The sequence below is a fragment of the Hydrogenophaga pseudoflava genome (assembly GCF_004353865.1).
Lineage (GTDB): Bacteria > Pseudomonadota > Gammaproteobacteria > Burkholderiales > Burkholderiaceae_C > Hydrogenophaga > Hydrogenophaga pseudoflava.
In genome coordinates this window covers 1,881,268-1,899,858 of the sequence record NZ_CP037867.1, presented here as the reverse complement: position 1 = coordinate 1,899,858, position 18,591 = coordinate 1,881,268, and the positions used below count along the sequence as shown (strand labels likewise).

The 18,591-nt window shown below is 69.6% G+C and carries 18 protein-coding genes and 1 tRNA gene; 14 read left to right on the top strand and 5 right to left on the bottom strand.

What is annotated here, in order from left to right:
* Window positions 1-77: 77 nt before the first annotated feature.
* From HPF_RS09245 to HPF_RS09180, 14 genes are all read left to right on the top strand, one after another.
* The gene (locus HPF_RS09245; protein WP_066159100.1) at window positions 78-791 is read left to right on the top strand and encodes a GntR family transcriptional regulator; all 714 of its coding nucleotides are present in this window, start codon (window positions 78-80) and stop codon (window positions 789-791) included.
* 61 nt (window positions 792-852) lie between these two features.
* The gene (locus HPF_RS09240; RefSeq protein ID WP_133156423.1) at window positions 853-1,749 is read left to right on the top strand and encodes an NAD(P)-dependent oxidoreductase; all 897 of its coding nucleotides are present in this window, start codon (window positions 853-855) and stop codon (window positions 1,747-1,749) included.
* 97 nt (window positions 1,750-1,846) lie between these two features.
* Window positions 1,847-2,647 (top strand): motility protein A, encoded by an 801-nt coding sequence (locus HPF_RS09235; RefSeq protein ID WP_133156422.1) that lies wholly within the window; start codon window positions 1,847-1,849, stop codon window positions 2,645-2,647.
* 51 nt (window positions 2,648-2,698) lie between these two features.
* On the top strand, window positions 2,699-3,454 hold the full coding sequence (locus tag HPF_RS09230) for an OmpA/MotB family protein (RefSeq protein WP_207959339.1): 756 nt from the start codon (window positions 2,699-2,701) through the stop codon (window positions 3,452-3,454).
* Window positions 3,455-3,490: 36 nt separating this feature from the next.
* Window positions 3,491-3,566 (top strand) — tRNA-Ala (locus HPF_RS09225).
* A gap of 212 nt (window positions 3,567-3,778) precedes the next feature.
* The gene (locus HPF_RS09220; RefSeq protein WP_079366020.1) at window positions 3,779-4,963 is read left to right on the top strand and encodes a branched-chain amino acid ABC transporter substrate-binding protein; all 1,185 of its coding nucleotides are present in this window, start codon (window positions 3,779-3,781) and stop codon (window positions 4,961-4,963) included.
* A 105-nt stretch (window positions 4,964-5,068) separates the two neighbouring features.
* Window positions 5,069-5,809: a GntR family transcriptional regulator gene (locus HPF_RS09215; protein WP_066159122.1), complete on the top strand. Its 741-nt coding sequence runs from the start codon at window positions 5,069-5,071 to the stop codon at window positions 5,807-5,809.
* A gap of 10 nt (window positions 5,810-5,819) precedes the next feature.
* On the top strand, window positions 5,820-6,827 hold the full coding sequence (locus tag HPF_RS09210) for a tripartite tricarboxylate transporter substrate binding protein (RefSeq protein WP_133156420.1): 1,008 nt from the start codon (window positions 5,820-5,822) through the stop codon (window positions 6,825-6,827).
* The gene (locus HPF_RS09205; protein ID WP_133156419.1) at window positions 6,824-7,627 is read left to right on the top strand and encodes an amidohydrolase family protein; all 804 of its coding nucleotides are present in this window, start codon (window positions 6,824-6,826) and stop codon (window positions 7,625-7,627) included. The genes HPF_RS09210 and HPF_RS09205 overlap by 4 nt, the downstream gene beginning before the upstream one ends.
* A 20-nt stretch (window positions 7,628-7,647) precedes the next feature.
* A complete protein-coding gene (locus tag HPF_RS09200; protein ID WP_133156418.1) occupies window positions 7,648-8,316 on the top strand; it encodes a response regulator in 669 nt (222 codons plus the stop codon).
* Window positions 8,313-9,737 (top strand): sensor histidine kinase, encoded by a 1,425-nt coding sequence (locus HPF_RS09195; protein WP_133156417.1) that lies wholly within the window; start codon window positions 8,313-8,315, stop codon window positions 9,735-9,737. Before HPF_RS09200 ends, HPF_RS09195 begins: the two co-directional genes overlap by 4 nt.
* Before the next feature lie 113 nt (window positions 9,738-9,850).
* Window positions 9,851-10,837, top strand: coding sequence for a Bug family tripartite tricarboxylate transporter substrate binding protein (locus HPF_RS09190; protein WP_133156416.1), 987 nt, complete (start codon window positions 9,851-9,853; stop codon window positions 10,835-10,837).
* Between the two features lie 15 nt (window positions 10,838-10,852).
* A complete protein-coding gene (locus HPF_RS09185) occupies window positions 10,853-11,299 on the top strand; it encodes a tripartite tricarboxylate transporter TctB family protein (protein WP_133156415.1) in 447 nt (148 codons plus the stop codon).
* A 1-nt stretch (window position 11,300) separates the two neighbouring features.
* On the top strand, window positions 11,301-12,812 hold the full coding sequence (locus tag HPF_RS09180; protein ID WP_133156414.1) for a tripartite tricarboxylate transporter permease: 1,512 nt from the start codon (window positions 11,301-11,303) through the stop codon (window positions 12,810-12,812).
* A gap of 19 nt (window positions 12,813-12,831) precedes the next feature.
* Here the strand turns inward: HPF_RS09180 and HPF_RS09175 are convergent, their stop codons facing one another.
* From HPF_RS09175 to HPF_RS09155, 5 genes are all read right to left on the bottom strand, one after another.
* A complete protein-coding gene (locus HPF_RS09175; protein ID WP_133156413.1) occupies window positions 12,832-13,689 on the bottom strand; it encodes an alpha/beta fold hydrolase in 858 nt (285 codons plus the stop codon).
* 2 nt (window positions 13,690-13,691) lie between these two features.
* A complete protein-coding gene (locus HPF_RS09170) occupies window positions 13,692-14,606 on the bottom strand; it encodes a tripartite tricarboxylate transporter substrate binding protein (protein WP_243721711.1) in 915 nt (304 codons plus the stop codon).
* A 121-nt stretch (window positions 14,607-14,727) separates the two neighbouring features.
* Window positions 14,728-15,921 carry a CaiB/BaiF CoA transferase family protein gene (locus tag HPF_RS09165; protein ID WP_133156412.1) on the bottom strand — a complete coding sequence of 398 codons (1,194 nt, stop codon included), beginning with the start codon at window positions 15,919-15,921 and terminating at the stop codon, window positions 14,728-14,730.
* 10 nt (window positions 15,922-15,931) lie between these two features.
* The gene (locus tag HPF_RS09160) at window positions 15,932-16,918 is read right to left on the bottom strand and encodes a tripartite tricarboxylate transporter substrate binding protein (RefSeq protein ID WP_133156411.1); all 987 of its coding nucleotides are present in this window, start codon (window positions 16,916-16,918) and stop codon (window positions 15,932-15,934) included.
* 201 nt (window positions 16,919-17,119) lie between these two features.
* Window positions 17,120-18,562, bottom strand: a complete 1,443-nt coding sequence (locus HPF_RS09155) for an aminotransferase-like domain-containing protein (RefSeq protein WP_243721768.1) — start codon at window positions 18,560-18,562, stop codon at window positions 17,120-17,122.
* Between the last annotated feature and the right edge of the window lie 29 nt (window positions 18,563-18,591).

The window sequence follows — 18,591 nt, the reverse complement described above, 5'->3', positions numbered from 1 at the left end:
TGGGAAGCGTCAGGCCATTGACAGCCTGCTGGCGACCGGATTGACGTATTCTGTATACAGAGTACAGAATACACACCATGACTGCCCAGCTCCTGCAACTCGAAACCGCGCCCGACCTGGTCGACCAGGTCTACCGCGCCCTGCTGGATGCCATCAGCGCGGGCGCGCTGGCGCCCGGGCAACGGATCACGCAGGAAGAGCTGGCCGAGCGCCTGGCGGTGTCGCGCCAGCCGGTGATGCAGGCGCTGCGCCTGCTCAAGCGCGACGGTTTCGTGCAGGACGCGCCGCTGGCAGGCAACGCCGGCCGCTGCCGCGGCCTGCAGGTGACGCCGCTGGACCCGGCCTGGATCGCGCAGGTGTATGAGGTGCGCGGCGCGCTGGACACCCTGGCCGCCCGCCTGGCGGCCGAGCGCCGTGCACACCTCGACCCGGCGCTGATCGAGCAAGGCCGCCAGGCCGTGGAAGCCGGCGACATCAAGGCCATGATCGACGCCGATCTGGCCTTTCACCGCGCGCTCTACCAGGCCTCGGCCAACCCGCTGATCGAACAGAGTGCCCTGCTGCATTGGCACCACATCCGCCGCGCCATGGGCGAGGCCCTGCAGCACGATGGCCTGCGCGACCCGGTCTGGGACGAACACACCGCCATCGCACAGGCCGTGGCGCAGGGCGATGCGGAGCATGCCGAAGCCCTGATGCGCGAGCACAGCCTTCAGGCCAGCCTGTACCTGGGTGCCCAGGCAGCCCCCGCTGCCAGCGCGCCCAGCCCCGACAACTCCGTGGTTCGTTGAACCACTTCAAGCGGTTTCCGGGACACTCCCGGAAACCGCTTTTTTTTATTCCCCCGGACTCATGACCTCCGCATCCGCCACCGCGCCCCTGTCCATTGCCGTGCTGGGCATCGGCATGATGGGCTTTCCCATGGCCCGCCGCCTGTGCGAGGCCGGCCACCGCGTCAGCGCCTGGAACCGCTCGCGCGCCAAGGCCGAGCGCCTGCTGCCTTTCGGCGCCCAGGTGTTCGACCGCCCGGCCGACGCCGTGGCCCAGGCCGACCTTGTGGTCTGCCTGCTCGAAGACGGCCACGTGGTCGAAGACGTGCTGTTCGGCCTGGGCACGACCGATGGCCTGCGCCCCGGCAGCCTGGTGATCGACATGTCGTCCATCCAGCCGCGCCAGGCACGCGACCACGCCGCGCGCCTGGCCGCGTTGGGCATTCACCACCTGGACGCCCCGGTCTCGGGCGGCACGGTGGGTGCCGAGGCTGGCACGCTGGCCATCATGGCGGGCGGCAAGCCGGCCGATTTCGAGCGCGCCCTGCCCGTCTTTGCCTCGCTCGGCCGCGCCACCCATGTGGGCCCGCACGGCTCGGGACAACTGGCCAAGCTGGCGAACCAGATGATCGTCGGGATCACCATCGGTGCCGTGGCCGAGGCTCTGCTGCTGTGCGAGAAGGGCGGTGCCGACATGGGCAAGGTGAAGCAGGCCATCAGCGGCGGCTTTGCCGACAGCCGCATCCTGCAGGTGCACGGCCAGCGCATGGTCGAGCGCGACTTCGCCAAACGAGCCGCCATTGCCGTGCAGCTCAAGGACATGCGCAATGCGCTCACCACCGCCAGCGAAGTCGGGTTCGATGCACCGATCACCGGCCTGTTCGAGCAGCTGTTCGCCCAGGCCGCCGAGCACGGCCTGGCCGATCTGGACCACTCGGCCCTGTTCATGGAGCTGGCCAGCCGCAACGGGATGAACTGAATCAGGAGGGGAAATCCCCCCCTTATCTCCCGGTCCGCAGGCGCTGGCCTGCCGAGAATCTCCAGGGTATGCACCGCAATCCCAAGGAGCCCCTGGCGTGAACCCGTCCACCCTGATCGGCATGGTGGCCAGCGTGGCGCTGATGGCCGTCATCCTGCTGTTCGGCTCCGACAAGCCGGGCAACTTCATCGACGCTCCGAGCCTCGCCATCGTGCTCGGCGGCACGCTGGCGGCCACCTTCCTGAGCTACCCGCTGCGCGAGGTGCTGCGCGTGTTCCACCTGGTCTCGCAGGTGATGCGCGAGGAGAAGCTCAACACCAAACAGGACATCGAGGAGCTGGTGGGCCTGTCCAAGCTCTGGGTGCAGGGCGACCTGCAGGCGGTGGAGAAGGCGCTGACCCACGTGACCAACCCCTTCCTGCGCACCGGCGTGCAGCTGGTGATCGACCGCACGCCCGAGGAAGAGATCATCGACCTGCTGCAGTGGCGCATCGCCCACATGCGCCAGCGCGAGGCGGCGGAGGCGCAGCTGTTCCGCGTCATGGCCAGCTACGCGCCGGCCTTCGGCATGCTGGGCACGCTGCTGGGCCTGATCAACCTGATGGACCTGGTCGGCAGCGGCGACATGGGCGCCATCGGCTCCCAGCTGGCCATCGCCCTGGTCACCACCTTCTACGGCGTACTGCTGGCCAACCTCGTGTTCAAGCCCATCGCCGTGAAGCTGGAGCGCCGCACCGAGCAGCGCCTGGTGCTGATGAACATGGTGCTCGAAGGGATCTCGATGATGTGTGTGGGCCGCAGCCCCTCGCTGATGCGCGAGACGCTCAAGGCCTTTGTCGCCCAGTACGACGACGAAATCGATGACCGCCGGCGCCCCGCCCGCCCGGCCACCCGCTGAGCCATGGCCGTCGTTTCACAGACAGGCCCGTCCCCTGCACGGCAGCTCCGCGTGTCGACCGCGGTCGGCCGCTACCGGCGCTGGCACGTCGATTCACGCGTGGAGGTGGAAGAAGAGGGCTGGCTCATCACCTACCTGGACGTGATCACGCTGATCCTGGTGCTGATGGTGGTGCTGCTCGCCTTCGCGGGCCCGGGCAAAGGCAAGGACGGCCAGCAGGTCAAGGCAGACAGTGCGCCCACACAGGCCAGCGGACCGGTGCCCGGCGCACCCTACCCCAGCGGCAGCATCGTGCCGCCCGCGGTGCCGCCGACCTCGCCCGAGCCACTGGCCGTGCCAGCCGCCCCTCCCCTGCCCAAGACGCTCAACGGCCTGCCGCTGGACCAGCTGGGTGCGGACGTGGAGATCATCATGACGGACGACGCGGTGCGCTTCCGCATCAGCAGCGAGATCCTGTTCGAGTCGGGCGCGGCCCACCTGGCCGCAGAAGGCCAGCCCGTGCTGGACCGGCTGATTCCCCTGCTCAACAGCGATCCGAACCTCCGCCTGGTGGTCGAAGGCCACACCGACAGTGTCCCGATCCAGACCGAGCGCTTCCCCTCCAACTGGGAGCTGTCCACAGGACGCGCCGCCGCTGTGGCGCGCTACCTGATCGAACGGGGCGTGGCGCCGCAACGCGTCCAGGCCAGCGGCTTCGCCGACACACGGCCTCTGGGCTCGCGCGACAACCCGGTCGACCGGGTGCACAACCGGCGCGTGGAGCTGACGATGGAGCGGGCACCGACTTCCGCCAGCAAGACGCGCTGAAGCCGTCCCGGTTTGATAAAATTTTTATCAATTCGTGGGGACGTAGCTCAGCTGGGAGAGCGTCGCGTTCGCAATGCGAAGGTCGGGAGTTCGATCCTCCTCGTCTCCACCACACCATCACCAAGATCGGCCCACGGCCGATGTCCTGCCTCACATCCGCCAGCGCCCCAGACCTTCTGTGGCCTTCGACTGGCCGCCACGTGGTGCCACGCGTTCCGCAAAAACACACCTCGCCAATCAGTGAAAACCCGAAGGCTGATAAAATAATATGCATACACACCATATGTGTGCTTTTTTGTTGCCCATCCAAAGGAAGTCCTGTCCATGAACACCGAACTGAAACTGGCCGTGTTGGCCGCCGCTGTTGCGCTGGCCGCCTGTGGCAAGAAAGAAGAGGCCGCTGCCCCAGCCGCTGAAGCCACCGCACCCGCTGCGGGCGAGCTGGTGGTCCGGATCGGCCACGTGGGCGCCACCAGTGGCGCGGTGGCCCATCTGGGCAAGGACAACGAAAATGGCGCCCGCCTGGCCATCGAAGAACTCAACGCCGCGGGCGTGAAGATCGGCAACCAGACCGCCCGCTTCGAGCTGCTGGCCGAAGACGACGCCGCCGATCCCAAGCAGGCCACCGCGGCCGCGCAGAAGCTGGTCGACACCAACGTCAACGGCGTGGTCGGTCACCTGACCTCCGGCGCCACGCTGCCGGCCTCGCTCATCTATCACGAGGCCGGCATTCCGCAGATCACCCCCTCGTCCACCAACCCCAAGTTCACCCGCCAGGGCTTCCCCGGTGCGTTCCGTCTGGTGGCCGACGACACCCAGCAAGGCGGTGCCATGGGTCGCTACACGGTGCAGGGCCTGAAAGCCAGGACCGTGGCCGTCATCGATGACCGCACCGCCTATGGCCAGGGCCTGGCCGACGAGTTCGAGAAGGCCGCCAAGGCCGCCGGCGCCGAGGTGGTGGGCCGCGAATACACCAACGACAAGGCCACCGACTTCAACGCCATCCTCACCTCGCTCAAGGACAAGAAGCCGGACGTCATCTTCTTCGGTGGCATGGACGCCGTGGGCGGCCCGATGCTGCGCCAGATGAAGACGCTGGGCTACACCTCCAAGCTGGTGGGCGGCGACGGCCTGTGCACCGCCGAGATGATCACCCTCTCGGCCGAGGCCCTGGGCGACGGTCAGGTGTACTGCGTGGAGGCCGGTGGCGTGGACGGGGATGAAGTCGCAGCCAACGACAAGTTCCGCGCCGACTTCAAGGCCAAGTACGGTGTGGACGTGCAGGCCTACGCCGGCTACGCCTACGACGGCGTGAAGCTGCTGGCCAGCGCCATGCAGGCCGCCGGTTCGGCCGACCCGAAGCAGTACCTACCCGCGCTCAAGGCCATCCAGTACCAGGGCGCGTCCGGCAAGGTGGTGTTCGACGACAAGGGCGACCGCCAGAACGCCGCACTCACCCTCTACACCTTCAAGGCAGGCCAGCGCGAGAAGCTCGCCGTGATCCGCTGACCGTCCCCCGCGGGTGGCCGGGCAACGGCCCGGGCACCCGCACACCACCCTGATCAGGGTTTTCCCTTTATCGCCAAGTCCTATAGAGGACTAGAGTTCATACCCATGAACTCTTCCCTCCGACTGGTGACATCCCCGGAACCCGGCGTCAGCCGCTACGCCACGCTGGCACAGGCGCTGCGGGCCCGCGTGGTGGCGGGCGAGTGGTCGCCCGGCTCCGCCCTGCCCGCCGAAAGCCAGCTGGCCAAAGAACACGGCGTGGCCCTGGGCACCATGCGCCGCGCGCTGGAACTGCTGGTGGAACAGGGCTTCATCGAGCGCATCCACGGCCGCGGCACCTTCGTCCGCCAGGGGCTGGCCGGGGCGTCCATGCTGCGCTTCTTCCGTTTCGACAGCGGCACCGGCGAGGTGCCCGTCTCCCGCATCCTGCAGCGCAGCCGGGTCAGCGCCCCGGCGGCCGTCTCGCGCGCGCTGGGCATCGGCGCCGGCGAGCCGGTGCTGCGCGTGCACCGCCTGCGCCTGATGGCCGAGCAGCCGCGCCTGTTCGAGGAACTCTGGCTGCCGCTGGACCTGTTCGCGCCGCTGGCCGACGACGACCTGGCGTCCTGGGACGACCTGCTCTATCCCATGTTCGCGCGCAAGCTGCAGGTGCACATCCACCGCGCGCTGGACGACATCGGCTTCGGCCAGCTCAGTGCTGCGCAGGCCCGCCACCTGGGCCTGCCCGCCGGCCACCCCTGCGCGCAGGTGCAGCGCTCGGCCTACGACCTCTCGGGCCGCTGTGTGGAGCTGCGCATCACGCGCGGCGACGCGCACGCCTTCCACTACACCGTCAACATCACCTGAAGGAGACACCATGGTCCACCCGAACCCGCCCGCTCAAGGCTGGATGCCCTCGCGCCGCCACCTCATCGCCTCGGCCGGCGCTGCTCTGGCCGCGCCCTGGATCGGCGCCCAGGCCCAAGGCAGGATCGCCGGCGGCAAGCCGATCACGCTGGTCGTGTCCTACCCTCCCGGCGGCGGTGCCGACCTCATGGCCCGCACCATTGCACCCAAGCTGGAGGCCGCGCTGGGCCAGACCGTGGTGGTGGAGAACAAGGCCGGTGCCAGCGGCCAGCTGGCGGCGAGTCACGTGGCCCGCGCCGCGGCCGACGGCAGCGTGCTGCTGCTCGACGCCTCGTCCTTCGCGGTGAACCCCTCGCTGTTTCCCAGGCTTCCCTATGACACGGCCACCGCCTTCACGCCGCTGGCCGTGCTGGCCACCTTCCCCAACGTGCTGGTGTGCACGCCGAGCTTCGAGGCGAAAGACGTGAAGGACGTGATCCGCCTGGCCAAGGCCAAACCGCTGAACTACGCATCCTCCGGCAACGGTTCGGCCCAGCACCTGGCCGGTGCCCTGTTCGAGCAGCGCGCGGGCGTGGACCTGACCCACGTGGCCTACCGCGGCGGTGGCCCGGCCATGAACGACGTGATGGGCGGCCAGGTGCCGCTGTTCTTCGCCAACGTGGCCTCGTCGCTCGGCCACATCAAGGCCGGCAAGCTGCGCCCGCTGGCCGTCACCAGCCGGCTCCGCGCGCGGTCGCTGCCCGATGTGCCGACCATGGCCGAGGCCGGCGTCAGCGGCTACGAGGTGCTGGAGTGGAACCCCATCCTGGCGCCCGCCGGTCTGCCGGCCGACGCCAAGGCCACGCTGGTGGCCGGCATCCGCAAGGCGCTGGACGACGCCGAGGTGCTGGGCCGCATCCGCCAGCTGGGCGGCGACGTGTTCGCCGACGCCAGCCAGCAGAGCGCCGGTCAGTTCATTGCGGCCCAGCAGGCGCTGTGGGCCAAGGTGATCAGGGACCGCAACATCACCACCGGATGAGCGCAAGCAACAACGCCATCCCCTCCGGCTGGGACTGCCATGTGCACGTGTTCGACCCCGCGCACCCGGCGCAGGCCGGCCACTACCGGCCGGTGCTGCGCGACATGCCGGAGATCGAACAGGCCGCAGCCCCGCTGGGCATAGGGCACCTCGTGCTGGTACAGCCCAGCGTCTACGGCACCGACAACACGCTGATCCTGCGCTCGCTTGCGCGCCGGCCTGGCCGCCACCGCGGCGTGGTCGTGGTGGACACAGCGGTGACCGACGCCGAGCTCGACAACATGCACCGTCTGGGAGTGCGCGGCGTGCGCTTCAACCTGGTCTCGCCCGTGGGCAACGGACCCGAGGCCTTTCGCGCGCTCGCGCCGCGGCTGGCGGCGCGCGGCTGGCATGTGCAGTGGTACGCGCGGCATGACCAGCTCGCCACCATCGCCGATTTACACGAGGGCAGTGGCCTCGCCGCCGTGCTCGACCACCTGGCCGGCCTGCACGTGGGCATCGGCCGCGACGACCCGGCCTGGAACGCGCTGCAGCGTCTGGCCGGCCAGGGCGCCTGGGTCAAACTCTCGGGCTGGTACCGGCTGCAGGCCGGCGCCCCGTATGACACGCTGCACGCCCACATACGCCGTGTGGCGCAGACCCTGGGCGAGCGCCTGGTCTGGGGTTCGGACTGGCCGCACACGGCCTTCCCACCCGACGCCCTGCCGCCCTACGGCAGCGTTTGGCACCCCGTGGTGCAGGCCCTGGGCGAGAACCGCGCCGCCGCGGTGCGCGCGGCCGGCGCCTTGCTCTACGCCTGATCCGCGGAGAGACTCGCGCCATGCGCATCCTGCTTGCCGAAGACGAAACCGAACTGGGCACCTGGCTGGTCAAGGCCCTGGGCCAGAACGACTTCCAGGTCGACTGGGTGAACGACGGCCGCCTGGTGCGCCGCAGCCTGAAGGCCACCAAGTACGACGCGCTCATCCTCGATCTGGGCCTGCCCGGCCTGGGCGGGCACGACGTGCTGTCGGACCTGCGCGAGGCCGACGAGCGCCTGCCGGTGCTCATCCTCACCGCGCGCGATTCGCTGATGGAGCGCGTGAGCTGCCTGCACGGCGGGGCCGACGACTTCCTGGCCAAACCCTTCGACGTGGCCGAACTCGAAGCGCGGCTGGTCGCCCTCATCCGCCGCTCGCGCGGTCAGGAGCACCCGCGATTTGCCTGCGGGCCGCTGAGCTACGACAGCGTGGCCAAGCAGTTCCGCCTGCAGCACGAGGTGCTGATCCTCACGCCGCGTGAACACGCGGTGCTGCGCGCCCTCATCCAGCACCCAGGGGAGCCGCTGTCCAAGCGCGAGTTGCTGGAGCGCGTGTTCTCCGACGAGCAGGACGTGGCCCCCGAGGCCATCGAGGTGCTGATCCACCGCCTGCGCAAGCGGCTGGAGGCATCAAAGGTGCGCATCGCCACCCTGCGCGGGCTGGGCTACCAGCTCGAAAGCACGCCGTGACCGCCCTCGGCTGGGCCCGCGCCAGCGTGCGCCGCTTTCTGCTCGTGCTGCTGCTGCCGGGCCTGGGCGCGGTGATCGCGGGCGAGCTCTGGCTGGGCTGGCGCACCGCCAGCGACGCGGCCGACGCGGCCTACGACCGCTCGCTGCTGGGCGCGGTCAAGTCCATCGATTCGAGCATCTCCACCGCCAGCGGCGGCATCGGTGTGGAGCTGCCCTACCGCATGCTCGAATTCTTCGAGCTGACCGCGCAGGGCCAGGTGTTCTACCGCGTGGCCACCGAGGACGGCCTGGTGGAGATCGGCAGCGCCGGCCTGCCCGCACCGCCCCGGCCGCTGAAGACCGGCCAGCCGCAGTTCCACGAGGGCGACTACCTGGGCCATGCGGTGCGCGTGGGCAGCTACGCGCGTGAGCTGAGCCCGCCACTGGCCGGGCACGCGGGGCCGCAGCGCGTGGTGATCCAGGTGGCCGAAACGCTGGAAGCGCGCAATGACTTTCGCCGTGCGCTGGTGCTGCAGTCGCTGGCGCGCGACGTGCTGCTGATGCTGGCCGCCACCGGCCTGCTGGCGCTGGCCATCGCCTGGGCCATGCGGCCGCTGGACCGGCTGCGCCAGGAGGTGGACGCGCGCGACCCGCAGGACCTGACGCCGATGGACGACACCGGCGCACCGGCCGAGGTGCGGCCGCTGGTGCAGGCCATCAACCACCACATCGAGCGCCACCGCGAGCAGACCGAGGCACGCCGCCGCTTCATCGACGACGCCTCGCACCAGCTGCGCACGCCGCTGACCACGCTGGCCACCCAGGTGGCCTACGCCCAGCGCGAGGCCGACCCGGCCGCGCAGCGCCAGGTGCTGGAGACCATCCGCGAACAACTGGACGAAACCATCCGCCAGACCAACCAGATGCTCTCGCTGGCGCGCGCCGACAGCGCACCGCCGCAGCGCCAGCCCTTCGACGCCGTGGCGCTGGCCGAGGCCCTGGTGCGCCAGTGGTGGGGCCTGGCGCGCGAACAAGGCGTGGACCTGGGCCTGGACGCACCCGACGGCCCGCTGCCGCTCAGCGGCGAGCCCGACCTGCTGCGCGAGGCCCTGGCCAACCTGCTGCACAACGCCATCCGCCACGGCGGCGCGGGCAGCCACGTGACGCTGGTGGTGCGCGCAGAAACAGACGGCTCGGTGCAGCTGGCGGTGGTGGACAACGGTCCGGGCCTGCCGGCCGACGAACTGGCCCGCGCTGGCGAACGCTTCTTCCGCGGCCGAGGCGGCGCCCTGCCCGGCTCCGGACTGGGCCTGGCCATCGTGCGCACCGTGTCGCAGCGGCACGGCGGGCAGATGGCGGTGAGCACCGGGCCCGAGGGCCGCGGGCTGACCGTCACGATCACGCTGCCCGCCGCGCGGGCGTCCGAAACCACCTCGGGTTAACCCGGTGTTTTGGGCCGGTTTTCTGAAAGCGCGCTGAAAGTGCCCGGTTTCTACAGTGCCCTCACCGCAGCGCCTGTGCTGCGTGGCTTCCACCCCATCGAGGAGACACCTTCATGATCTTCGCCTTCAAGCTCGCAGCCACCGCCCTTGCTGCCTCCGCCCTCACCGCCTTCGCCAACCCGCTCGACAAGACCGAGTGCATCGCCCCGGCCAAGCCGGGCGGCGGCTTCGACCTGACCTGCAAGCTGGTGCAGAGCGCGCTGCAGGAAGGCAAGTTCATCACCGACCCGATGCGTGTGACCTACATGCCCGGCGGCATCGGCGCCGTGGCCTACAACACCGTCATCGCGCAGAAGCCCGACGCGGCCAACGCCATCGTCGCCTTCTCCGGCGGCTCGCTGCTGAACCTGGCGCAGGGCAAGTTCGGCCGCTACACCGAGAACGACGTGCGCTGGCTCGCCGCCATCGGTACCGACTACGGCGCAGTGGTGGTGGCCGAGAACTCGCCTTACAAGACCCTGAAGGACGTGATGGCCGCCATGAAGGCCGACCCGACCAAGGTGGTGCTGGGCGCGGGCGGCACCGTGGGCAGCCAGGACTGGATGAAGGCCGCGCTGACCGCGCGCGCCGGCGGCGTGAACCCCAAGACCATGCGCTACGTGGCCTTTGAAGGCGGCGGCGAAGCGCTGACCGCGCTGCAGGGCGGCCACATCCACGTCTTCACCGGCGACGCGGCCGAAGCGATGCAGCAGATCAAGGCCGGCGCCAAGGTCCGCATCCTGGCGGTGATGAACGACAAGCGTCTGCCCGGCGACATGGCCAACATCCCGACCGCCACCGAACAGGGCTACGACGTGGACTGGCCCATCGTGCGCGGCTTCTACGTCGGCCCCAAGGTCAGCGACGCCGACTACAAGGTCTGGGCCGACACCTTCAACAAGCTGATGGCCACGCCCGCCTACGACAAGCTGCGCAACGAGCGCGGCCTGTTCCCCATGGCCCTGACCGGCGCGCCGCTGGACGCCTACGTCAAGAAGCAGGTGGCCGGCTACCGCAAGCTGGCCGAAGAGTTCGGCCTGAACGTCGTCCCGGCCAAGTAAGCCCGGAGCACCGCCATGAGTGACCGCGTCCTCGGCGCGGTGTGTGTTCTCGCGTCCGCCGCCATGGCCTGGGCCGCGCAAGACTACGCCGCCGCCATCTCTTACGAACCCGTCGGCCCGCGCGCCTTTCCGCTGCTGCTGGCCTGTGGTCTGGGCCTCTCGGGCCTGTGGCTGGTGCTGCGGCCCAGCGCCGGCGCCGAGGCCTTCCGCGGCGTGCCCTGGGGCCCGACCGCGCTGTGCGCGGCCGCCGTGCTCGCCTATGCACTGCTGTTCCAGTGGCTGGGCTTTCCGCTGGCCACGGCGCTGATGGCCGTGCCCGTGGGCATGTCCTTCGGCGGCAGCTGGAAACAGTCGCTCACCGGCGGTGCTGCGCTGGGGCTGGTGCTTTACCTGTTGTTCGACAAGCTGCTGGGCGTGGTGCTGCCCGCCGGCCCGCTGGCCACCCTGCTCGGAGGCAACTGACATGGAGATCCTGCAACACCTGGTGGCGGGCTTCGGCGTCGCGCTCAGCCCCACCAACCTGCTGATCGCCGCGGTCGGCTGCTTCATCGGCACCATCGTCGGCCTGCTGCCCGGCCTGGGTCCCATCAACGGCGTGGCCATCCTGATGCCGCTGGCCTTTGCCATGAAGCTGCCGGCCGAGACCTCGCTGATCCTGCTGGCCGCGGTCTACATCGGCTGCGAATACGGCGGGCGCATCTCGTCCATCCTGCTCAACGTGCCGGGCGATGCGGGCGCCATCATGACCGCGCTCGACGGCTACCCGATGGCGCGCAAGGGCCTGGGCGGCGTGGCGCTGTCCATCTCGGCCTGGAGTTCGTTCGTCGGTTCGTTCATCGCCACCCTCGGCATCGTGATGTTCGCGCCGCTGCTGGCCAGTTGGGCGCTGTCCTTCGGGCCGGCCGAGTACTTCGCGCTCATGTGCTTCGCCTTCGCCTGCATCGCCGGCCTGATGGGCGACGCACCGGTGAAAGCCGGGCTGGCCGCCATCATCGGCCTGTCCATGTCCTGCGTCGGACTGGATTCGAACTCGGGCGTCTACCGCTTCACCGGCGGCGACATCCACCTCTCCGACGGCATCCAGTTCGTGGTGGTGGTCATCGGCGTGTTCTCCATCAGCGAGCTGCTGCTGATGCTGCAGGAGCACCACAGCAGCACCGGCCTGGTCACGCAGACCGGCCGCATGCTGTTCAACCTGAAAGAGCTGGCCCACACCTGGTGGGGCACCGTGCGCTCCAGCGTGGTGGGCTTCGTGGTCGGCGTGCTGCCGGGGGCCGGCGCAACCATCGCCAGCGCCATGACCTACTCCATGGAAAAGCGCCTGACCGACAAGGAAGGCACGTTCGGCAAGGGCGACATCCGCGGCGTGGCCGCGCCCGAAGCGGCCAACAACTCGGCCGCCACCGGCTCCTTCGTGCCCATGCTCACGCTGGGCGTGCCCGGCTCGGGCACCACGGCGGTGATGGTGGGCGCGCTCTCGCTCTACAACATCACGCCCGGCCCGGCGCTGTTCACCCAGCAGCCCGACCTGGTCTGGGGCCTGATCGCCTCGCTGTTCCTGGCCAACGTCATCCTGCTGGTGCTCAACATCCCGCTGGTGGGCGTGTTCACCAAGGTGCTGAGCGTGCCCAACTGGCTGCTGGTGCCCGGCATCGTGGCCGTCAGCAGCGTGGGCGTGTACGCCGTGCACGCCACCACCTTCGACCTGGTGCTGATGACCGCGCTCGGCTTTGCCGCCTACGGGCTGCGCAAGCAGGGCGTGCCCATGGCCCCGCTGATCCTGGGCTTCGTGCTGGGCGACATGATGGAACAGAACCTGCGCCGCGCCCTGTCCATCAGCAACGGCGACGCGGGCATCCTGGTCGGCAGCCCCATCACCATCGGCCTGTGGACCGCGGCCGTACTGATGCTGGTGGTGCCGGTGGGCATGCGGACGCTGTCCAGGCGGCGCCATGCGGAGGCTGCCGCCGCCTGAGCCGCGCGGCGTGCAGGCCTCATGCCCCAGCCAGGCCCTGTCGCATCAGCAGGGCGGTGGCGGCGGGACGTTCGTGCATGAGCCAGTGCCCCGCGCCGTCCACCACCCGCTGCCTGCGCGGGACGCCCTGCGGTGCCATGCCATCGGCCATGTCGCGGGGCACAGCGGTGACATCGTGCTCGCCCCAGATGGTCAGGACTTCCAACGGGTAGCGGTCCAGCGCCGGCGCCAGCGCGGCCGAGCGGGAAAACGGCTTGCTGCGAAACCGGGTGTTCAGGCAACCGCGCCACTGGATCTCCATCGCCAGCGCGTCCACGGCGGCCTCGCTGTGCAGCATCTGCGCGAGCAGGTTGTGCCGCATACGGCTCGCCCAGCCCAAGGGGTCGGCATCGGGGTCCAGGTTCCGCCAGGGCAAGGGTGTCACGGTCTGCCGGCGGGGACCGCCGTGTCCGGCCGGACCGATCAGCACCAGGCGCTGCACATGGTCACGCTGTGCGGCCAGCTGGGCGCTGACCAGGCCTCCGAAAGAAAACCCGCCCAGCAGGATCGGGGTGCGCGCACCCAGCAAAGCATCCAGCCCCTGGCGCAACTGCGCAACGAGCTCATCGAGCCCATGCGTGGGCGTCAAGGTCGATTCGCCGTAGCCCGGCATGTCGGGCATCCAGAGGCTGAAGCGGTGCGAGAGCTCAGGGATCACCCGTGCCCAGTGCAGCCAGCTGCCGTGGCCGCCGTGCAGCAGCACCAGGGGCGGGCCGCTCCCCACCCGGCGCCAGACCACCTGGTGCCCAAGCACCGGCTGCGCAATGCGCTCGCAGGCCGATTCCAGCGCCGCGATCTGCGCGCAGGCGGCGGCCCGCCCAGGACCACGTCCCTCCATGCTCAGTCCGCCTTGATGGACTGGGCCTGGATCACCTTCTTCCACTTGGCGATGTCGGCACGGTAGAGGGCGTCGGCCGCGGCCGGCGGGTCCAGCGTGAGCGTCAGCCCTTCGGCCCGGACGCGCCTGCGGAACTCTTCGCTGTCGGCGGCGCGCTGGATCGACTGGTACAGCTGCTGCACCAGGGGCGCCGGTGTGCCACCGGCCACGAAGATGCCGTACCAGACCGGCGCGGCGTACCCGGTGAGCCCCGATTCGGCGAAGGTGGGCACATCGGGCAGCAGGGCCGAACGCGTGGCGCTGGTGACGGCGAGCGCGCGCAGCTTGCCGTTGGCCAGGTAGGGCGCGACGCTGGGCAAGGTGCCGAAGGCCAGGTCGATCTGCCCGCCCATGAGGTCGGTCATGGCCGGGGTGGCGCCGCGGTAGGGCACATGGACCATGAACACCTTGGCCGTGGTCTTGAGCAGCTCGGCGGCAAGGTGGGTGGAGGTTCCATTGCCGGCCGAACCGTAGGTGAAGCGCCCGGGCCGGGCGCGCACCTGCGCCAGAAAGTCGGAGGCCGAGCGGATCGGGCTGTCGGGCCGCACCACCGCCACGTTGGGTGCATGACCGAGCGTGGCCACCGCGCTCAGTCCGGTTTCGGCGGGATACGGCAGCCTGGGGTTCAGACCCGGCACGATGGCCACGGCGCTGGTGTTGAGCAGCAAGGTCAGGCCGTCGGGCGCGCTCTTGGACACGAAGTCGTTGCCCACCACGGTGCCGGCGCCGGCCTTGTTGTCCACGACGACCGTCTGCCCCCACATCTTCGACAGGCTGTCGGCCAGGGCCCGGGCCATGTTGTCGGTGCCGCCGCCGGCGGGAAACGGCACCACCAGGCGCACCGGCTTGGCGGGGAAATTGGAGGTCGTTTGTGCCATCGCGGGCATGGATGCGCAGGCCAGGCCGACGGCCAGGATCAGGTGTCGGCGCCGAAAAGAAGCGGATTGTGAGAGTGGGTTCATTGGGGGTTTCGGCATTCGGGTTGTGGGGGCCGCCCGCTCATGCGATCACGCCCTGGGCGCGCAGGGCGTCGATGTCGGCGGGCGGGTAACCCAGGGCCGTGAGCAGCTCGAGGTTCTGCGCGCCCACGGCTTGTGGCGGTGAGGTGACCTGCACCGGGCTGCGCGAGAGCTGAAAGCCGGACACCGGCACGGTCAGCCCCGCCAGCGCACCGGCGTCGCCCGCGAACCGGTGCAGCACTTGGCGGCCTTGCAGGTGTTCGTCCGCCAGCATGGCCTCCATGCGCTGCACCCGGGAGACCGGCACGCGGTGTTCCCGCAGCAGCGTCTCCCAGTGGCTCACCGATCCGGTGGCGATGAGCCGGGTCAGGGCCTCGGCCTCTTCGGCATAGCCCTTGATCCGGTCCCGGTTGTTGTGCTTGACCAGATCGGCGCGGCCCAGCGCTTCCCACAGCCGCCGCTGCTGCCGCAGGTTGGAGGCCGAGACCATCAGCGGTGCGTCGCTGGCCTGGTAGCAGCCGATGGTGGCAAACGGGTAGCGGTTGCCCTTCTGCTCCGGGTGCGCGCCGTTCCAGAGGTAGCCGGTCAGGTGCGAGCTGGCGAGGATCATGGCCACGTCCGACATCGCCACCTCGACGAACTGGCCCAGGCCGTCGTCCTGGCCGCGCTGCAGCAGTGCCGCGAGGATGGCCATGGCCGCGGTGGTGCCCGTGGCGTAGTCCACCACGGGGGCGCCGCATTTCACGGGCGCCGTGCCCGGCTCGCCGGTCATGGCCATCATGCCGGCGTAGGCCTGCACCACACCGTCGTAGGCGGTCAGCTCGCGCTTGGGGCCGGTGCTGCCGAAGGCCGAGATGGAGCAGTAGACCAGCCGCGGGTTGAGGGCCGACAGGTCCGCATAGCCCAGACCCAGCGCGTCGAAGGCGCCGGGGCGGTAGTTCTCGATCAGCACATCGGCGGTCTGCACCAATTGCCGCAGCACCTGGCGCCCCGCTTCGGTCTTGAGGTTGAGCGCCAGGGACTTCTTGTTCGACGCCTGCGACAGAAAGGCCGTGCCCATGCCGGCGTCGTTGAGTGCGGCGTCCGAGCCCTGGTATCGGGCCTGGTCGGGCTCTTCGGGCGACTCGATCTTGATGACCTCGGCGCCCATCACCGCCAGCTGGTAGCCTGCGAACGGACCGGCCAGCACATGGGTCAGGTCCAGCACCCGGACACCGTGCAGAACAGGCTTCATGGCCGGTGCCTCACTTGGCGAGCACATCGGCCTTGACGATCCTGGACCAGCGCAGGATTTCGGCGCGCACGAAGGCGTCGAACTCGGCCGGCGTGCCGGTCTGCACGACCATGCCCTCGCTCACCACCTTGGACCTGAAGATCTCGCTGCTGGCGGCCTTGCGCATGGCGGCGTTGAGCTTGTCGATCACGGCCGCGGGCGTACCAGCCGGCGCGTAGAAGCCGTACCAGCCTTCGGTGGCGTAACCGGGCACACCGGCCTCGGACACGGTCGGCACACCGGGATAGGCGCTGGAGCGCTCGGCCGAGGTGATGGCCAGTGCCCGCAGCTTGCCGCTGTCGATGAAGCCGCCCACCGAGCCGGAGGTGGCGAAGATCATGTCGGTCTGACCGCCCAGCAGATCGGTGAGCGCGGGGCCCGAACCCTTGTAGGCCACGTGCTTGATCTGGACCTTGGCCATGTCCGCGAACAGCGCACCGGCCAGGTGAGACGAGGTGCCGTTGCCAGGCGACGCGTAGGTCAGCTTGTCCGGATCGGCTTTCGCGGCGGCGATGATGTCCTTGAGCGACTTGAACGGGCTGTCGGCGCGGACCACCAGCACGTTGGGCGAGCGCACGATCATGGACACGGGCGCAAAGTCCTTCTCGGTCGAGTAGGGCATCTTCGTCATCAGGCTGGGGTTGACCGCGTGGGCGATCGACGAGACCACCAGCGTGTAGCCATCGGGCGCACTCTTGGCCACCAGGTCGGTGCCGATGACAGTGCTGGCGCCCGGCTTGTTGTCCACCACCACGGGTTGCCCCAGCTCCTTGGCCATCTCCACCGCCAGCGTGCGGGCGATCAGGTCGGTGCCACCGGCGGGGGCGAACGGCACCACCAGCCTGATGGGTTTGTCGGGGAAGGCGTGGGCGCTGGACAGGCCCACGACCAGGGCGGTGGTGAAGGCCGTCGCGGCCTTGGCAAAGGCCTTGAGACCCTGGGTGAAGGATGGTTGCATGAATGTCTCCGGTGTTGTGCAAAGCGATGTCTGTCAAGCCCCACCGGGTCGGCCACAGACGAACCGGGGAAGCTGGGAAGACTCTAGGCGCCCAGGCCCTTCAGCACATCACTTCAATTCCACGGAATGGAAATGAAAGTCCGCCCGGATCAGGGATTTCCACGATCTCCGAGGCGACTTCACTTCCCCTGACAGCCCCCGTCAACCGCCGGCCGCAGCGATCTGCTCTCTGGCCATGCTGCCCAGCCGCTTCAGGGCGGCCCTGACCGGCGGGCCGACCGGGTGCCCGACGTTCAGGCGCAGGTGCCGCGTGAAGCGCCGGTCGGCCGAGAACAGCACCCCGGGCGCCGTGCTGATGGACTGCGCCATGGCCTGGTGGTGCAGGGCCAGGGCGTCCACGCCCGGCGGCAGTTCCAGCCACACGAAGTAGCCCCCCTGCGGCTCGGTCATGCGGGTGCCCTTCGGAAAGAAGCGCTCGATCAGCGCCCGGGCCGCCGTGTGCTGGGTTTTGAGGGCTTCGCGCAGATGGCGCAGGTGGCGCTCGAAACCGCCCTGCACCAGGTATTCGGCCACGGCCAGTTGCGACGGTATGGGCGAGGCCAGCGAGGTCATCATCTTCAGGCGTTCGACGTGCCTGGCGTAGCGCCCGGCGGCGGCCCAGCCGACCCGGTAACCCGGCGCCAGCGATTTGGAGAACGACGAGCAGTGCAGCACCAGACCCTCCTGGTCGAAGGCCTTGGCGGGCAGGGGCCGGCGCGCACCGAAGTGCAGCTCGGCGTACACGTCGTCCTCGATGAGCGGCACCCCGTGGCGCGCCAGCAGCTGCACCAGGGCCTGCTTTTTGGCGTTGGACATCAGCGCACCCAGCGGGTTCTGGAAGGTGGGCATGAACCAGCACGCGGCCACTTTCTGGCGCTGGAGCAGGGTTTCGAGCGCGTCCAGCCGCACACCCTCGACCGGGTCGGTCTCGACCTCCACCGCCTTCAGGTGCAGGCGCTCCAGCGCCTGCAGCGCCGCATAGAAGGTGGGCGACTCGACCACCACCACATCGCCCGGCTGCGTCACCGCCTGCAGGCACAGGTTGAGCGCTTCCATGGCGCCGTTGGTCACGATGAGCTCGTCGGTCTGAAGAGACACGCCGTTGAGCGCGTAGCGCCGCCCCACCTGGGCCCGCAGGGTCTCATCGCCCGCGGTCAGCGCGCCCGAGATCTGCGCCGGCCGCAGGCGCCTCATGGCCCGCGCCCCGCCCCGCGCCAGCGCCTCGAACGGAAACAGCTCGGGCGCCGGGAAGGCCGAGCCCAGCGGCACCACGTCCACATCGCGCGTGGAACCCAGCAGTTCGAACACCAGCTCGCTGATGGCCACCGGGGTGATCCGCCCGCTGGGTTGAGCCGCCTCCGGCGGCTGGCCGGTGAGCGGTCGCCGTGCGCGCACGAAGTAGCCGGACCGCAACCGCGCCTCGACCAGCCCATCGGATTCCAGCTGTGCATAGGCCTGGAAGATGGTGGAAGGACTGATGCCCCGCTGGCGGCGCAGCTCGCGCACCGAGGGCAGGCGGTCGCCCGGGCGCAGCACCCCCGCACGGATGCTGCCCGCCAGTTCATCGGCGAGTTGCTGGTAACGCGTCAAGGTGCCGGACGACATGTCTTCGAGGACCTCCAGGGGAAGGCTCG

Excerpts from the sequence above, each read along its gene's own strand:
- HPF_RS09170 (WP_243721711.1), bottom strand. The coding sequence starts at position 14,606 with ATGGCACAAACGACCTCCAATTTCCCCGCCAAGCCGGTGCGCCTGGTG.
- HPF_RS09215 (WP_066159122.1), top strand. The coding sequence starts at position 5,069 with ATGAACTCTTCCCTCCGACTGGTGACATCCCCGGAACCCGGCGTCAGC.
- HPF_RS09210 (WP_133156420.1), top strand. The coding sequence starts at position 5,820 with ATGGTCCACCCGAACCCGCCCGCTCAAGGCTGGATGCCCTCGCGCCGC.
- HPF_RS09190 (WP_133156416.1), top strand. The coding sequence starts at position 9,851 with ATGATCTTCGCCTTCAAGCTCGCAGCCACCGCCCTTGCTGCCTCCGCC.
- HPF_RS09185 (WP_133156415.1), top strand. The coding sequence starts at position 10,853 with ATGAGTGACCGCGTCCTCGGCGCGGTGTGTGTTCTCGCGTCCGCCGCC.
- HPF_RS09175 (WP_133156413.1), bottom strand. The coding sequence starts at position 13,689 with ATGGAGGGACGTGGTCCTGGGCGGGCCGCCGCCTGCGCGCAGATCGCG.
- HPF_RS09205 (WP_133156419.1), top strand. The coding sequence starts at position 6,824 with ATGAGCGCAAGCAACAACGCCATCCCCTCCGGCTGGGACTGCCATGTG.
- HPF_RS09245 (WP_066159100.1), top strand. The coding sequence starts at position 78 with ATGACTGCCCAGCTCCTGCAACTCGAAACCGCGCCCGACCTGGTCGAC.
- HPF_RS09220 (WP_079366020.1), top strand. The coding sequence starts at position 3,779 with ATGAACACCGAACTGAAACTGGCCGTGTTGGCCGCCGCTGTTGCGCTG.
- HPF_RS09240 (WP_133156423.1), top strand. The coding sequence starts at position 853 with ATGACCTCCGCATCCGCCACCGCGCCCCTGTCCATTGCCGTGCTGGGC.
- HPF_RS09165 (WP_133156412.1), bottom strand. The coding sequence starts at position 15,921 with ATGAAGCCTGTTCTGCACGGTGTCCGGGTGCTGGACCTGACCCATGTG.
- HPF_RS09200 (WP_133156418.1), top strand. The coding sequence starts at position 7,648 with ATGCGCATCCTGCTTGCCGAAGACGAAACCGAACTGGGCACCTGGCTG.
- HPF_RS09155 (WP_243721768.1), bottom strand. The coding sequence starts at position 18,562 with ATGTCGTCCGGCACCTTGACGCGTTACCAGCAACTCGCCGATGAACTG.
- HPF_RS09180 (WP_133156414.1), top strand. The coding sequence starts at position 11,301 with ATGGAGATCCTGCAACACCTGGTGGCGGGCTTCGGCGTCGCGCTCAGC.
- HPF_RS09160 (WP_133156411.1), bottom strand. The coding sequence starts at position 16,918 with ATGCAACCATCCTTCACCCAGGGTCTCAAGGCCTTTGCCAAGGCCGCG.